This is a genomic window from Luteolibacter flavescens, from assembly GCF_025950085.1.
In the GTDB taxonomy this organism is placed as follows: Bacteria; Verrucomicrobiota; Verrucomicrobiia; order Verrucomicrobiales; family Akkermansiaceae; genus Haloferula; species Haloferula flavescens.
This window is the reverse complement of sequence record NZ_JAPDDS010000021.1, coordinates 36,098-49,277: the sequence shown is the minus strand read 5'-3', so window position 1 is coordinate 49,277 and position 13,180 is coordinate 36,098. Positions and strand designations below refer to the sequence as shown.

Here is a 13,180-nt window from a genome sequence, read left to right as displayed (position 1 = left end):
TTAGAGAGCGATCGTCTCGGGTGGCAGCGGCAGCCCTCCGGTCCCACCGGCCAGCGCCGTGAAGGCCATCGTTTGCACCAGTCCCGCGCCGGTGTTGCCGGCCTTGTTCGCCACCGTCACGAGCTTGGAAGCCTCGGCATGGCCGTCGATGGCCGCCTTGACCTGCGTCGCGGTGCTGGTGATCACGGCTGAGCCGTCGGTCGCAAGCAGTACGGTGATGTCCCGGCCCTCGACCTGCACGGCCGTCGATTGGTTGGAGAGGTTCGGGTGCTGGTAGCGCACGCGCACGTCATTCCCCAGCCGCCCCGGCAGCTTGCTCGTGAAACTCAGGTCGTCATTGGTCCCGGACAGGTTGGTTTCCATCACCGCGAACGTCGTGGTGCTGGCACCGGCAAGGTCGAGATCCACCGGAGCCGCCTGCGTGCGGGTCAGCGCGGGCGTGCCCGCACCGCCACCCGCTGCCGTCCATGTCGCCACGTCCCACGGCCACAGGCCTGCGCCCGTGAAGCGGTTCGTCGCGCTGGTGCGGATCGCCCAGTTTCCCGGGCTCGTCTGGATCACCTCCGCGGTGCCCGCCCCGGCATAGCGCCAGGCGCTGCCGTTGTAGGGCGCGAGGGTGTAGGCCACGTTCAGCGCCGCGGCATGGGTTCCCGTCACGCCCGCGAGCGTGAAGGCAGGCCACGGGCCGCTGCCACCCGCGCCGAGATCGATCGAGACCGGAGGATCGGGGACCATGGCGGGATCAGGAGAGGTTGGAGACTTCGCCGGTGTTGAGCGTGCTGGAGAGCTGGCGGACGATGAAGCGGTAGGCCGTCAGGTTCTCGCCAAAGGTGTAGGGCTCCACGCGCGCCTCGCCCCACACGTTCAGCGCGAGGATCTGGTTGTTCTCGTGGTCGTATCCCTGGATCAGGAACCAGCCGCGGATGTCCTCGGTCGCCCCGTTGGGGACGAAGACACCGGCCACCGGCGCGGAGCCGCCGAGCAGGCCCTCGGCCAGCGTCATGTCGCTCCACTCCTGCAGACCCAAAACATACTCGATCTGCTGGTTCGTGATGATGACCGCGCGGTCCTGGAAGCGGCCCGGATCCGGCGAGCGGCGCACAAGACGGTTGCCCGTGCGGCGCGGCTCGAAGCTCTCGCAGTGCGCCACGCGGGTGTAGTTGCTCTCCGGACTCGTGTCCGGTTTGGCGTCGTCCGCGACGGTCACGCCGTCGATGACAGCGCCTTCACGGGCGAGGAAGATATGGTAACCGGCGATGATGTCTTTCATGGCAATCGGAAATGAAAAGGGGTTCGTCTGTCAGGTCGGGGAAAAGGCATCAGGCCACGTCGAGGATCTCGGCCTTGCCGGTCTCCACCAGGTGCTTCGCGTGCTCGAGCGACACGCCTTCCACCACCTTGCCCTTGGCAAAGGTGAAGCCCTTCGCCTTCAGCACATCGCGGCACAGGATCTTCGCGATGGACCCGCTGGGAGCGCGGGGCACTGCCCCGCTTGGCAGGTCGGGTGTCTTGGAGGCGGCAGGCGTGGCAACAGGATCGTTCATGGCTCGATGAGGGAAACGGGTTCGGAGGAAAATTGGACGACGCTCTCGGCATCGATGCGGATCACGTGGAAATGCTCGGCATCCGCCGTCTGCATCCCGGTCACCTCGAATCGCACCTGGCTCTTGGTCGGTGTCTCCACGGGAAACCAGTGGTGCATCGCGCGCGCGGCCAGCTCGGCCACGTCCGCGGGCTCCTTGCTGCCGTCGCGCGGGACGCCTGCCTTGATGACCGGCTTGAAAAACAGGGTGACACTGTAGCGGGCCGCGAGCCGCACGGAGTTCAGGTTGCGATCCTTGTTGGTTCCCCCGAGGAAACGGATCACGCCCAGCCCCAGCTTCTTCGCCGTGGCCTTCGTGAATTCGCTGTCGAGGTTCCGCGCCCGCTCCACCATCCACGTGATGCCCTGCAGCCCGTCCACTGTCATCAGGTAGGCGGCCAGGGCATCGGCGCGGGAGAGTAGGACGCTCATGGGGTGCGCAAAAATCAGAAGTCCATCAGCGGCTTGCTGCCCCACGAGCCGGACACCGGCACGGGCGGCACTTCCGGCACGTCGGCCAGCACCTCGCAGCGCGCGAGCTGGTCGAGATACCGGTAGGCCTCGCGGGTCTCCGCGGCGCGCGGATCGGTCTGGCCTTCCATCGTGGGCTGCGCGGCCACAAGCCCGGCTCGGCACAGGCTGACCGCATGCCACAAGGATCCTGACGGGATGGTTCCCGCGGGTCCCATGGTATTGCTGGAACAGCTCGCCACCTTCGACCGGACCAGAGAGGTCACCTGCTCGATGATCCCGCTGAGCTTGTCCGTCGAGGTGTCCTCGCCCACCGCCTCGAATGCCTCCTTTTCGTCCGTCGTGAGACGGGCGAGGACGTGCGTGCTGGTGAGCTGGACCCATGACATGGAGGATGCGGATAGCGTGTGTGAGGGAAGCAAAGCCCCGCCCGCCGGAACGGACGGGGCCTCGACTCGTAACCAATGGACCGACCCAGGAAGATGTTAGGCCGAGATGGTCAGGCGGACCGCCGCGTCGGCGTTGTTGACGTAGGCAGCTTCGGTCCACTCGGTGATGACCTTCTCGCCGAAATCCTTCTCCTTGATGCGGACGCCTCCGAAGGGATTCGCCTGCACGCGGAAGGTCTTGAACGCGGAAGCATCGAAGGTGTTTGCACCGTCAGCAGCGAAGTAGATCCACACCTCGGGATTGGTGGCGGTGAGAGCGTTGGCCTTGCTGACCGGAGCATTCAGCTTCCCGTTGTCAAACACCACGGTGCTCAGTTCGCATCGGGTGTTCGGGTTCAGAAAGAGGGAGCCGACATCCGCCAGCTTGGGAGCAACCTCTGCGGCACCGGGATGGCGGGCAATCACCTTCGGGTGATTCTTGAAAATCGACCATGCTCCGAGGGCGAACACGACACGGTTGGGCAAGAGCCCGAGACGGTCCGCGATCACCTTCATGTAATTGTCGATGTCCTTGATCGGGTCTTCGGCATCCGCCCAGGATTCCGGAGTGGCAGCAACGCCGGCGCGCAGCACCGTGAGGGTTTCATACAATCGGCTGTTCCCAGCTTGGGACACCAGGTTGCCGACGCGGGCCTCACGGAGCAGGCGGGAGCCTTCGCCGGTGGTAGCCTTGTCGAGCTCGTGCTTGTCGATCATATCGTGCAGCGCATAAGGCTGCAGCGAAATGTTGATCTTCTCGCCATCGGTCACGACGGCCTTGGAGTCTCCACCGATCGCTCGTTTCGCATTCGGCACCTGGAAGGCCGAGCGCTTGGCATAGTCAATGATGCTGAACTCTGCCGCGCCGGTGACAACCACGGGCGCAAGGAAGTCCGCAAGGGGGCTCGCCGAGCTCTGGAAGAGCCCCTTGGCGAACTGGTTGAGGGTATTGATGTTGGCAGGCGTGGCCATGATTCAGAGGGATGAAATGATGAGTGATGTTGGGGCTTGGCCCGCTTACGGCAGGATGATGTAGCCGGGCGAAAGCACGGCCTCGATGAGCTGACCCGCGGCGGTGGATGGCTCCAGCGCGATGGCGAAGACCTTGTGCGTCGCGGTCGTGCTCTTGTTGCACTGGCCATTGGCAGCCGGCACCAGGTTGTCTCCGATGGCGATGCCGCTGGCGGAGGCTTCCACCAGCACGATTGCGCCGGATCCTGCCGGGGCCACGCTTGCGACACCGCCCGCAGCGGTGTCCTCGGTGATGACGCCGAGAGCGGCGTCCGTCGCAGCGGTCGTCACGATACACGTGCCGGCGGAGGCCTTGACGATCTTGCCAAGCGTCACGTTCGCAGCGCCGTTGGGGATCGGAACGATGGGGACTTCACGGGAAAGAGCCATAATCGGAAGAGATGATTGTTAGAGTGGATGGCGGGACGCCTTACACGAAGGCAGGCGGGTCGATCTCGGCGGCACGTGCCCAGACTTCGGAGAAGTTCGCACCGGGCCCGAGTTCGTTGCGGGCCTTGGTCTGCGCGGCGGAGATGCGCTGCTCGTTGTTCTTCGCCCCGCCACTGTCCCGCGCGGTGACGATCGGCTTGGTGATGTCATCGTCATCATCGCCTTTGCCCGCTTCCGCGGCGGCCACCTTCTCGGTAAGCAGTTCGAGGGCGAAGCTGTCATCGGCTTCGGCGGCGCTGAGATACCTGGCCTTGCGTTCGGCATCGTCGGCCTTCTCCAGCCCGGCAGTGACGGCACGCTTGAAGAGCGCGAGACCGGCCTTCTGCTTGCCGTCCTTGACCTCGCCCTTGAGCTTGGTCACTTCGCCTTCCAGCCCCGGCACCCTGGCGGCGGCCGCCTGGATCTCCTGGAGCTTGGTGAGGCCCGCCTGATCCGCGTCGGAGCGGGAGTGGTCGATGCCGAGTGCGGCGAGGATGATTAGCGATGACATGGTCTGCTGAGATTCGGTTGGCTTGTCCGCGTCTGCATCAGCCGCGGTGATGGCCGGAATCTCCCGGAACGCTGGCTCGGTGCACAGAGCCCCCACTGGCCCCCTGTCCGGCAGTCCCGTCGGGACGCCATCGTCGCCGATGTAGAACTCCGGCGAAAAAAACCGCGCATCCCTGCCTTCCACCGCCTCGCGCCCGCTCTTCGACCACTCCACCGTCGCCACCACGCCCTGTCCGGGCACGTAGCGGAAGCTCGTCGGGTAGCAGGACACGGGATACTTGCGCGAGTGCTCGAAGTCGCACCACGCCGTCACGTTCTCACGCTTCGCCAGCGCCTCGTTGAAGGCCGCCGCCACCTGGGCCCCCTTATCCGCCGGCATCTTCACGGTGATGCCCTTCGGGTGCGACTGCGGCGTCAGCTTGTGCTCGCCCTCCGGCAAAAACACGAACTCCGACGGCGCTCCCTCCCCCTGCAACGCACAAGCCAGGGCCGAGAAAATCAGGACATTCGACATGCCCCGGTCATCTCACCCCGTCCCCGACACAGCCACCCCGCCCACTGGCCCCCGTTACATCATTTGTTTCCTCCAGACATGTGACTCAAAAACTCCCCTAGCGATGTTGGACCTCCATCATCTTTGATGATCCCGGACGTCGAAGGCCTGAAAATCGGAGCCAGGACAATCGCAACATCCTCTTTTTTAAGGCCCTCTTGAGCGGATGTTCGACGCAGCAATGCCATGAATGTGCGAATCATGATTGTCCTTTCTTCCGCGTCTGCAGCAAGATGAAGATTGCTCAACATCAGCTTTATTGTCAGCCTAACGAAAGAAAGGGCAAAAGTGCACACCAGAAGAAATATACCAAGAGATCTCCATGGCACCGTGTCTTTAGGGTAGAACTCTGGCAATAGAATGTAGGCGCTTAGACTGATCCCAGCAAATGCAGCCAACGAAGCAATAACCACCCAATTTCTGAGCTTTTCCATCTTTCTCGTGTGGAGATGATTTTTCCCGCTCCAATAAGATGCCGGAGCCTTCAACGCCATATGCTCGTCATAGGTGACTGTGAGAGCCTTCAAATCCTGCGCGCTTTCGCTCATTGTCTTATCAATCGAACTTTTATAAAAGGCTTCCAAATCCACAAACTTCCCCCTTGCTTCCGCATGAAAATCCAAAAGTTTTTGTGCCGCCTCCTTAATCTCTAAGTTCTGAACGCCAAAGTCATCCTTTAGCCCATCAAATGTCGCCTTATACCGTTCAAGCTCCTTATCCCACTTGCCCACCATTTTCGCGAACGCTTTATCATGAAACTCGGGACTTCTTTTATGACCTGCGGCAAATAACAACGCATCCATTCTACCCTTAGCATCTAACGAGCGCGGGTCTGGCCGATATTGACGAAGCTCTAAAAACTGATCCAGGGCATAAACCGCTTCCGCAGGATGTTTCTTCGCATATTTCTTCAAAAATTGCGCTTCGGGCTCTAACGAAAGTATCCGGGTGCCCGCCGATGCCACTGCCGAAACGACGACATTATGTAGGTCCCCACGTAATATCACCACTCGCTTTGCTTTCTCAGCAAGAATCTGGTCGACTCGTTCTAGTCCCTCCGCCCTTGCACCCTCTGTCGTGTTTGAGTGACTGATCCTAAAGTTCGCGTCATTTATGGATGAATCGAGTGCTGCCCACTCAGCCACAAATTGAGCGAGACACTGACTAACCTCACTCTCGAATTGGTGGAATCGATGCAGAGAACCAAACGTGTTCGCGTGCGTGCTGGACGGCTCTTCCCGCAAAAAGCTCCAGAACGCCACCTCATCTCTAAACCAATCCTCAAACTCGCCTAGGGTGGGAAAATCGAGAATTCCGCCCCTTGCACCGAGGTCGAGATTTAAGCCGATTCGAACTGCGCGAGGATCAACTGTGTGAGGATCGGGGAGGATCATGAATAAAGTTAGAATCGGGACCAATCCTGCCAAATGTCCGTCATGTCATTCATTAAGTATCGACCTCCAGAAAATCCAGCACCGCCTGCCGCGCCGCCGCCGACAGCTCCGCATCCGGCGGGATGATTCCGGGATCGGGCGGGTAGGTGTAGCGGCTCATCAGGGTATACATCAGGGGCCCCGCCCGCCTCAGCCTCGGCTTGCCCTTGTTCCGCCCTCGCGAGATCAAGCCGTCCTCGATCGCCTCGAAGAGATAGCCGATCACGTCGCCCTCCATCGCCCGGATGAAGGCCAGCTCGGCATGGTCCTCGCGGAAGCGCCCCGGCGCGATCCGCCTGCCGTCCACCACCGGCACCCGCTCGGACGGCTTGGCCAGGGCCCGCGTGAGCTTGCCCGTCCACGAGCTGATGCTCTTCCCCGGTGTCGTCGTGCCGCCGTAGTAGTAGAGCTCGATGAAATCCTGTGTCACCCGCACCATGCCAGCCTCGGCGCTGGACGTGCTCTCCAGCGACCGCTGCACGTCGGCCCAGTAGTCGAGCTGTCCCTCGTCCTTCGGTTTGTAGTGCGCCTCGAGGTGGGCATCCCACGCGAATTCCACCGCCGCTGCCGCCGCCAGATGCAGCGACTCCTTGTCGGCCGTCGCCGCCGCGAGCTGGTCGATCGTCAGCCCCAGCCCCGCGGCATCGATGGTGATCTGGATCATGGCTGCACGCCCTCCTCCAGCGTGATCGCGATCCGCCGCGAGACCGGATACTGCACGAAGTCCACCACCCGGAATACCTTCCCGCCCACATAGACGTAGCCGGGCTTTCCCGCCGGCCGCAGCGCGCGGACGTCCTTGGCCAGCGTCACCCCGCGCACCGTCAGCGTGACAATCCACCCCGCGCCCGGCTCGATCGTCGCGGCCCGCGCCGCCTCGGCATGGAAATCCCATCCTGCCCGGTCTCCCGGCACGCTCATCACCCGCCGGCGCAGCCCGGTCATGAGCTCGTCCGCCGCCTTCGGAGTCAGCGGGTAGCTGCGGTGCAGTTCCCGCGGCAGCGGCTCGGCATTCTGCAGCCGGTCGAAGAGCCTCCGCAGCGTCACCCGCGGGTCGGTCTTGTCCGGCGTCAGGCCACCGTCCCACGCCTCCAGCTCGTCGCGCTGGGAAACCTGGTCATACCCCGGCGGCGCGGGCTTGGCCCACACCTCCGCCAGCTTCTCCGCCGTGTAGGGCTTGGTCCCGTCAGGATCCGTGAAAACGATCTTGTCCCCCTCCCACTCGCCGAAGCGCCCGAGGTCCTTCGACAGCTCGTCCCGCGCCTCGGGCGTGGACAGCGGCGGCGTGGCCTCCAGCGTCTCGTTCAGGCTTCGCTCCTGCGGCACTGCCATCGGCGAGTCCTTCGGTGGCAGCACGTCCAATTCCTTCGCCTGTGCCCGTGGCACCGGTCGCACGCCCACCCCGCTCCCCCAGTCAAAGGGCGGATACGGCTGCTGGAAGGCCGAGATCTCGATCCAGATGGGATCGTTCACCGGCGCCACCAGTGTCCAATTGGAGATCGGGTCACCGGGCGAGCCACCGCCCTTCTCGATCCGCTTCGCCATGGTGTCCGATCCCAGCTTGTCCATCGCCGCGATCCACCGCGACGGCCACTGCCGTTTCTCCACCCGGTCGGAGACGCGCACCAGTTGCAGCGCCGGGAAGACCTTCAGCGTCTGCTGCATCCGCAGCCACCGCGCATGACCCCGCACCATGTCGAGGTTCATCGTCAGCACGACCGAGATGCGGCGCAGGCTGGAAAGATCCTGGAGCCCGCCCGCCTTCCCGGCTGGCGCATTGTAGCCCTTCGCCTCCAGCCAAGCCTCCAGCTCCTTGTCCAGCGTGTTGCGGTCCTTCCTCCCGGCCACGAAGTCATCCGCCGCCTGACGGAAGCGATCGAGGACCACCGCATCCTCCACCTTCGACATGAAGAACGACCGCTCCCGCAGCTCCCGCGCCACCAGCGAAAGCTCCTCCGAGTCCATCGACGTCGGCAGGTTCTCCCGCTCCGCGAAGAGCTTCATCGCCTCGGACATGTCACCGTCGCTCGCCATGGGTCAAAATTCTTCCACCGATCACGGATCACCGATCACCCGGCACATTCCCTTCAATCCACACCGCCGCCATCGCCTCGGCCACGGCATCGACATCGAGCAGCCCGTCCTTCTTCAGCTTCTCCATCCGCGCCACCATCTCCGCGGCGTCCTCCGCATCAGTGGCCTCGACCTTATCCTTGTCCTCATCCTCCTCCTGGGAGCGCGGGGCACTGCCCCGCTTGGAAGGTCCCGCCTGCCCCGGCAATGGCTTCCCATCCGGACCAATTCCCGGCACCTCCACCGGTTCCGGCTTCTCCTTGAATAGCTCCGCTCCCTCCTCCGGCATCGGCACCCCGTGGCGCTCGTAGAGCCATGCCTTGTCCACCGGCATGCTGCCATCGAGCAGGCCCAGCGCCTTGTCCCGGTTCGCCAGCGCCTGCTCGTCCTTCGCCTCCTCCCACTTCGCCCACATCGACGGCATCTCGTCCACGCTGTCGCCGTAGTTCGCCGCGACGATCGCCGGGATGAACTGGTGCGTCAGGATCTCCCCCACGAAGTCACACACGCCGGCCAGCAGCTCCTGCCGCACGCCCATGTGCACCTCGCCGAGCGACTGGCTCCCGCGCTCGCCCTGCGAGCTGGTGAGCGTCTGCCCGAGGATGAAGATGTCGCACTGCTCGTCCGCCAGCTTCAGCAGCTCGGCCTGAGCCAGCGAACCCGAGCCTTTGTTGGTGTCCATGAACTCCAGCTTCACGCCCTGCTTGAAGGCCGCCCACCCCTGCGAGCCCATGTTCGCCATCATTGAGCCCAGCTCCGCCTTCGCCTTCGCATCGCCGTCGGCGTACGTCGCCCAGCGGAAAGGAATGCCGAAGAGCTGCGCGAACTGCATGAACCACTTGAGCCCGTAGATCGCCGCCAGCCAGTAGCCCGCTAGCACGCGCAGCGGTGCCGAGTGCGCCGGGTGACCGCTGTGGCCACCGTTCACCGCGATCAGAAAGCGATGCGGCGGGAAGTCCTCATACGACGTCGTCACCATCGAGCCGGCACGATCCAGCATCAGCCGGTCAGGACCGTCCTCCATGGAGGGATATCCGTAGTAGCGCGGCGGCACCGGCAGCGTGGACACCGGCACCACCCGGCCATCGGCCCGGCGCTTCCAGTGCGGCTCGAGCACGTGGTGACCGAGGAAATACCCCATCGCCAGCTCCTCCACCGTCCCCTCGAAGCCCTTCAGCCCGCGCACAGGATCCGGCTTCATGCCCCACACGATGCGCTCGACCTCCTTGGCCAGCTTCTCCGCCTTCGCGTCCGGTTTCTCCCCGCGGTCCGCGAACCCGCACACCTGCCACGGGGCCTTGCGCGCCGCCAGCTTCACCTCCCGCAGTGCCTTCTGCAGCCTCGGCCACGTGTCGATCATCGCCTGGAAGAGCATCTGCTGCTGCCACAGCGAGGAAAACAGCGCACCCTCCAGCGTGTTCGCCACCTCGGTGGGCCGCTGCACCCGGTCGAAGATCTCCAGCATCCGCTCCCGCGCCTGCGGCACCACGATGCTCCCCGTGTCCACATCCCCGCCGATCACCGCGGACGGCGACGCCGCCCTCGCGGTCACCAGCTCATCCCGCCGCGCCGGCAACGATCGTCCCACAGGTGCAAAGCCATGTCCCATGCCAGACTTTGCCTCTGCCAATGGCCCCCGGTGCAGTCCACCCACTGGCCCCCGCCCCCGTGGGAACGCGGGGCACTGCCCCGCTTGGACGGATCTCCCTACTTACGTCCCGCGTAAGCAATACGCGTAATGCTTACGGCTGCTCACCGCCCGCTTCCTCCCCCACCACCGGAGCCTTCCGCGCATCATCAAACGCCACGATCGCCCCCATCGCGCCAAACACCCCGTGCATCGCGCCCAGCGCCTCCGGCACCGCCGCCACCAGCTCCCACAGCGGCAGCCGGATCACCCGCACCTCCGCATGGCAGATGTTCCCGGTCGCCTGGTTGTAGGGCACCAGCTCCGCGTAAAACTCCCCGTCCTCCGGGCTGTTGCTCGTCACGTTGAAACGCCGCACCCACCAGTGCGGGAATACCCGCTCCGCCGCCGCCGGGATCGTGAATGGATTTTCTGCTACGATGACCATGGTAAATCGAGGCTAGGTTGGATGGTTGGTTTGATGGATCGGTTGCCCGGCCGGACAAGGGATCAAGGCGCAAGGGTGAGGGTCGCACTGCGCACCACCCCGTCGCTCCCCTTGTAGCGGAACGTGAGCTGCGTGTTGCTAGTCGCCTCCATCACCAGGTTGCCGTTGTTCGCCGGCGTCACCGCGGCCGAGGGCGAGAGGGTAAGGTTGCCCGCCGTGACCGTGCCGGAGGCGGTGAGGTTGAGGGCCGATAGAGATGCATCGGCAGTGTTGGCGCGATTCCTGAGCTTCAGGAGCCCGTCAATGTCACCATCCAGAGTGTACCCCCTAGCGTTCCCGGAGTTGGTAACACGGAGCACCGTGTTGCCCAATGCCACAACATTAACTCTCCCTGACCATGACAACGTCTCTGCGGACCCAATGGTTAGCCCGGATGATAGCGTTAGGCTAGATCCTGTCGCCGCCCCGATGTTACCCCCGCTCCGCACGAGCCCCCCCGTCCCCGTCGGAGCAGCCCCCCCCAGCGCTGTCAGCCAAGTATCCCGCGACGCCGCCGTAAGGCTCACCGTCGCCGTGTCCGGATAGCTCGACAGCCCGTTGACCGTGATCGCATCGACCGTCTGCACCCCGCTCCACGTGTTCCCGCCCGCCAGATTCGCCTTCCCGTCCAGCGTCGTCTGCAAGCTCGCGACCTTCGCGATGGTGAGGCTCCCGTCCGCGATCCGCGCCGCCGCCAGTGTCCCCGTCAGGTTCGCCGCATTCGTCCCCGTCGCAAACGGCCCCGTCCCCGTGATCGTCCCGATCGCCTGCGTGCCCGTATGATTACCCCGCTGCACCGCATACGCCTGCGCCGCCGCCGCCGATCCCGCCGCCTCGAACCCGCTCACCGCCAGCGCCACCGGCTGCTTGCTGCCATTCCAGCCGAGCAGCGAGTTCGCCGGTGGACTCACCAGCGCTCGCTCCCATGAGTCCCCGTCCCAGCGGAGCAGATAGATGTCATCGGTCGCCGGCGGTGCGGCCATCACTGGCAACACCGCAGCGAGGGCGAGGAATAGATGGATCAGCTTATTCATGATGGTTCTTGGATGCGTGCCGCCACGCGGTAGGTGACGCCGTCCACCTCGGTGACCAGCTCGCCCTCCGCGGCGTCATATGCGAAGGCCTGCCCGCCCCCGCCACCGATCACCGTGTCTTGCACGGCGATCTTCACGGCAGTGACCAGCGGCCTCACGATGACCTGGATGGCGGGCTCGCTCATAGGGGCGGTTCGGTGATGGTTGGTCCGAGGTCCACGTCGCCGGTCACCCACGGCCGTCCCGCGTCGTCAATCAGGTCCCACCGGGCGCGCCCCTTGGCATTCGTGGTCTGCGCCTTGGAAAGGCTCAGCGTAATCTTCCCGGCGGCGAGCTCCGCGTTGTCCACCGCGATCTCCGCAATCAGCGGATCGGTCCGCTTCATCGCCCGGATCTGCGCGCGGAAGGGCCCGTAGGCCGTCAGCGGCAAGGCCGTGCCCGCGGCATCGGTCAGCTCCAGCGTCTGCTGGAACTGCGACCCAGCGGGGATCTTCAGATGGTAGATGCCGGGTTGGATCATCGTTGTTCGAGCCGTTCCAGCCGGCGCTTCACCTCGCGGATCTCCGTGGCCGCACGATCCACCTCGCGGCGCGTGTTCGCCCCGTCCTCCGCCACCTTGGCCAACCGCTGCAGCGCGTCGGTCTGCACCGCCTGCACGTTCTGCATCGTCCCCACCTCTTTCTTCACCTCCCGCATGTCATCGGGCAGCGTCTGGAGCGGGGCGAAGTAAAACGCCGCAGCGACAAAGCCGCCTATCAGCGTGCAAAGCCCAACCACCGTGTTGAGGTTGAAGGTCCGGGATGTCTCGCGCGTGGGCATGGCTTAGGAAATGGGCCCTTCGATGAGGATGTAGGGAAACTTGGTCTGGCTGTAGCGCTTGATCTGGTCGGTCACGAGCGCGTGGAAGGCCGCCCACTGGGAAGGAGGTACCGTCTGACAACCGGCCGAGCTGGTGGTGGAGGTGCCGCCGCGGTGAATGTTGATGGCGACGCCCGGGCGCTTGCTTGGCACGGCGGACTCGCCATCTCGCTTCACGGGGAGCTCTTCACCCTTCGTGGCCGGACGGAAGGCCGGGTAGCCGCCGCCGGGCTTGCTGATACCATGTTTTCCCGGGCGATACCAATGGACACCGGGAAGCAAACTGGCCACCGCGGCCTTGAAGGCCGAGGGATCGGTGTTCGCGTTGAAAGCGGCAAAGGTCTCTGGTCCGCAAACAAAGATCGCATCATCGTAGATACCACGATCATTCATGCCGGGCTTACCCATGGTGTCCCGGTAGTAGCCTCGCACGCCTACCAGGAAGACAGGTGGGAGATGCACGCCACCAGCCGCCACGATTGCCTTGGCGGCGAGGGCCTCGACGATTGCCTGTCGGGCGGCAGGGCGGGATACGGGGATGGTCTTGCTCATGGAAAGAGTTCGTTGGAAAGGGTCCCGGGCCGCGGTTGGCCACTTTGCCGGGTCAAGGCGCAAAGGGAGTGACACCTCGGCACTTCGCGGACACTCACGGCTTGTCCGTCTTGTTCGTTCGCTGTCTCGGTT

Annotated in this window: 18 protein-coding genes; all 18 read right to left on the bottom strand. The window is 64.2% G+C overall.

Going from position 1 to position 13,180, the window contains the following annotated elements; translation table 11 throughout:
- Complete coding sequence (locus OKA04_RS23500) at positions 1-735, bottom strand: hypothetical protein (RefSeq protein ID WP_264503675.1); 735 nt, start codon at positions 733-735, stop codon at positions 1-3.
- 7 nt (positions 736-742) lie between these two features.
- On the bottom strand, positions 743-1,270 hold the full coding sequence (locus OKA04_RS23495; protein ID WP_264503674.1) for a hypothetical protein: 528 nt from the start codon (positions 1,268-1,270) through the stop codon (positions 743-745).
- 49 nt (positions 1,271-1,319) lie between these two features.
- Positions 1,320-1,544, bottom strand: coding sequence for a hypothetical protein (locus OKA04_RS23490; RefSeq protein ID WP_264503673.1), 225 nt, complete (start codon positions 1,542-1,544; stop codon positions 1,320-1,322).
- Positions 1,541-2,014, bottom strand: a complete 474-nt coding sequence (locus OKA04_RS23485) for a hypothetical protein (RefSeq protein WP_264503672.1) — start codon at positions 2,012-2,014, stop codon at positions 1,541-1,543. The genes OKA04_RS23490 and OKA04_RS23485 overlap by 4 nt, the downstream gene beginning before the upstream one ends.
- 14 nt (positions 2,015-2,028) lie before the next feature.
- The gene (locus tag OKA04_RS23480; protein WP_264503671.1) at positions 2,029-2,442 is read right to left on the bottom strand and encodes a hypothetical protein; all 414 of its coding nucleotides are present in this window, start codon (positions 2,440-2,442) and stop codon (positions 2,029-2,031) included.
- A gap of 96 nt (positions 2,443-2,538) precedes the next feature.
- A complete protein-coding gene (locus OKA04_RS23475; protein WP_264503670.1) occupies positions 2,539-3,453 on the bottom strand; it encodes a hypothetical protein in 915 nt (304 codons plus the stop codon).
- A gap of 45 nt (positions 3,454-3,498) precedes the next feature.
- Positions 3,499-3,882, bottom strand: coding sequence for a hypothetical protein (locus tag OKA04_RS23470; protein ID WP_264503669.1), 384 nt, complete (start codon positions 3,880-3,882; stop codon positions 3,499-3,501).
- A 40-nt stretch (positions 3,883-3,922) separates the two neighbouring features.
- Positions 3,923-4,945, bottom strand: coding sequence for a phage protease (locus OKA04_RS23465; protein ID WP_264503668.1), 1,023 nt, complete (start codon positions 4,943-4,945; stop codon positions 3,923-3,925).
- 59 nt (positions 4,946-5,004) lie between these two features.
- Entirely contained in the window at positions 5,005-6,378 is a 1,374-nt protein-coding gene (locus OKA04_RS23460; protein WP_264503667.1) for a DUF6161 domain-containing protein, read from the bottom strand.
- 52 nt (positions 6,379-6,430) lie between these two features.
- Positions 6,431-7,081, bottom strand: coding sequence for a hypothetical protein (locus OKA04_RS23455; protein WP_264503666.1), 651 nt, complete (start codon positions 7,079-7,081; stop codon positions 6,431-6,433).
- Positions 7,078-8,451, bottom strand: a complete 1,374-nt coding sequence (locus OKA04_RS23450) for a putative phage head morphogenesis protein (RefSeq protein ID WP_264503665.1) — start codon at positions 8,449-8,451, stop codon at positions 7,078-7,080. Before OKA04_RS23450 ends, OKA04_RS23455 begins: the two co-directional genes overlap by 4 nt.
- Positions 8,452-8,479: 28 nt before the next feature.
- Positions 8,480-10,078: a phage portal protein family protein gene (locus tag OKA04_RS23445; RefSeq protein ID WP_264503664.1), complete on the bottom strand. Its 1,599-nt coding sequence runs from the start codon at positions 10,076-10,078 to the stop codon at positions 8,480-8,482.
- Between the two features lie 154 nt (positions 10,079-10,232).
- Positions 10,233-10,565: a hypothetical protein gene (locus tag OKA04_RS23440; protein ID WP_264503663.1), complete on the bottom strand. Its 333-nt coding sequence runs from the start codon at positions 10,563-10,565 to the stop codon at positions 10,233-10,235.
- A gap of 62 nt (positions 10,566-10,627) precedes the next feature.
- Positions 10,628-11,638, bottom strand: coding sequence for a hypothetical protein (locus OKA04_RS23435; protein ID WP_264503662.1), 1,011 nt, complete (start codon positions 11,636-11,638; stop codon positions 10,628-10,630).
- Complete coding sequence (locus OKA04_RS23430) at positions 11,635-11,823, bottom strand: hypothetical protein (RefSeq protein WP_264503661.1); 189 nt, start codon at positions 11,821-11,823, stop codon at positions 11,635-11,637. The genes OKA04_RS23435 and OKA04_RS23430 overlap by 4 nt, the downstream gene beginning before the upstream one ends.
- Positions 11,820-12,158 carry a hypothetical protein gene (locus tag OKA04_RS23425; protein ID WP_264503660.1) on the bottom strand — a complete coding sequence of 113 codons (339 nt, stop codon included), beginning with the start codon at positions 12,156-12,158 and terminating at the stop codon, positions 11,820-11,822. The genes OKA04_RS23430 and OKA04_RS23425 overlap by 4 nt, the downstream gene beginning before the upstream one ends.
- The gene (locus OKA04_RS23420) at positions 12,155-12,457 is read right to left on the bottom strand and encodes a hypothetical protein (protein WP_264503659.1); all 303 of its coding nucleotides are present in this window, start codon (positions 12,455-12,457) and stop codon (positions 12,155-12,157) included. The genes OKA04_RS23425 and OKA04_RS23420 overlap by 4 nt, the downstream gene beginning before the upstream one ends.
- Positions 12,458-12,460: 3 nt before the next feature.
- Entirely contained in the window at positions 12,461-13,048 is a 588-nt protein-coding gene (locus tag OKA04_RS23415; RefSeq protein WP_264503658.1) for a hypothetical protein, read from the bottom strand.
- Between the last annotated feature and the right edge of the window lie 132 nt (positions 13,049-13,180).

What these genes read in the sequence shown, in the direction of transcription:
- OKA04_RS23500 (WP_264503675.1), bottom strand. Translation starts at nt 735, where the DNA reads ATGGTCCCCGATCCTCCGGTCTCGATCGATCTCGGCGCGGGTGGCAGC.
- OKA04_RS23495 (WP_264503674.1), bottom strand. Translation starts at nt 1,270, where the DNA reads ATGAAAGACATCATCGCCGGTTACCATATCTTCCTCGCCCGTGAAGGC.
- OKA04_RS23490 (WP_264503673.1), bottom strand. Translation starts at nt 1,544, where the DNA reads ATGAACGATCCTGTTGCCACGCCTGCCGCCTCCAAGACACCCGACCTG.
- OKA04_RS23485 (WP_264503672.1), bottom strand. Translation starts at nt 2,014, where the DNA reads ATGAGCGTCCTACTCTCCCGCGCCGATGCCCTGGCCGCCTACCTGATG.
- OKA04_RS23480 (WP_264503671.1), bottom strand. Translation starts at nt 2,442, where the DNA reads ATGTCATGGGTCCAGCTCACCAGCACGCACGTCCTCGCCCGTCTCACG.
- OKA04_RS23475 (WP_264503670.1), bottom strand. Translation starts at nt 3,453, where the DNA reads ATGGCCACGCCTGCCAACATCAATACCCTCAACCAGTTCGCCAAGGGG.
- OKA04_RS23470 (WP_264503669.1), bottom strand. Translation starts at nt 3,882, where the DNA reads ATGGCTCTTTCCCGTGAAGTCCCCATCGTTCCGATCCCCAACGGCGCT.
- OKA04_RS23465 (WP_264503668.1), bottom strand. Translation starts at nt 4,945, where the DNA reads ATGTCGAATGTCCTGATTTTCTCGGCCCTGGCTTGTGCGTTGCAGGGG.
- OKA04_RS23460 (WP_264503667.1), bottom strand. Translation starts at nt 6,378, where the DNA reads ATGATCCTCCCCGATCCTCACACAGTTGATCCTCGCGCAGTTCGAATC.
- OKA04_RS23455 (WP_264503666.1), bottom strand. Translation starts at nt 7,081, where the DNA reads ATGATCCAGATCACCATCGATGCCGCGGGGCTGGGGCTGACGATCGAC.
- OKA04_RS23450 (WP_264503665.1), bottom strand. Translation starts at nt 8,451, where the DNA reads ATGGCGAGCGACGGTGACATGTCCGAGGCGATGAAGCTCTTCGCGGAG.
- OKA04_RS23440 (WP_264503663.1), bottom strand. Translation starts at nt 10,565, where the DNA reads ATGGTCATCGTAGCAGAAAATCCATTCACGATCCCGGCGGCGGCGGAG.
- OKA04_RS23435 (WP_264503662.1), bottom strand. Translation starts at nt 11,638, where the DNA reads ATGAATAAGCTGATCCATCTATTCCTCGCCCTCGCTGCGGTGTTGCCA.
- OKA04_RS23430 (WP_264503661.1), bottom strand. Translation starts at nt 11,823, where the DNA reads ATGAGCGAGCCCGCCATCCAGGTCATCGTGAGGCCGCTGGTCACTGCC.
- OKA04_RS23425 (WP_264503660.1), bottom strand. Translation starts at nt 12,158, where the DNA reads ATGATCCAACCCGGCATCTACCATCTGAAGATCCCCGCTGGGTCGCAG.
- OKA04_RS23420 (WP_264503659.1), bottom strand. Translation starts at nt 12,457, where the DNA reads ATGCCCACGCGCGAGACATCCCGGACCTTCAACCTCAACACGGTGGTT.
- OKA04_RS23415 (WP_264503658.1), bottom strand. Translation starts at nt 13,048, where the DNA reads ATGAGCAAGACCATCCCCGTATCCCGCCCTGCCGCCCGACAGGCAATC.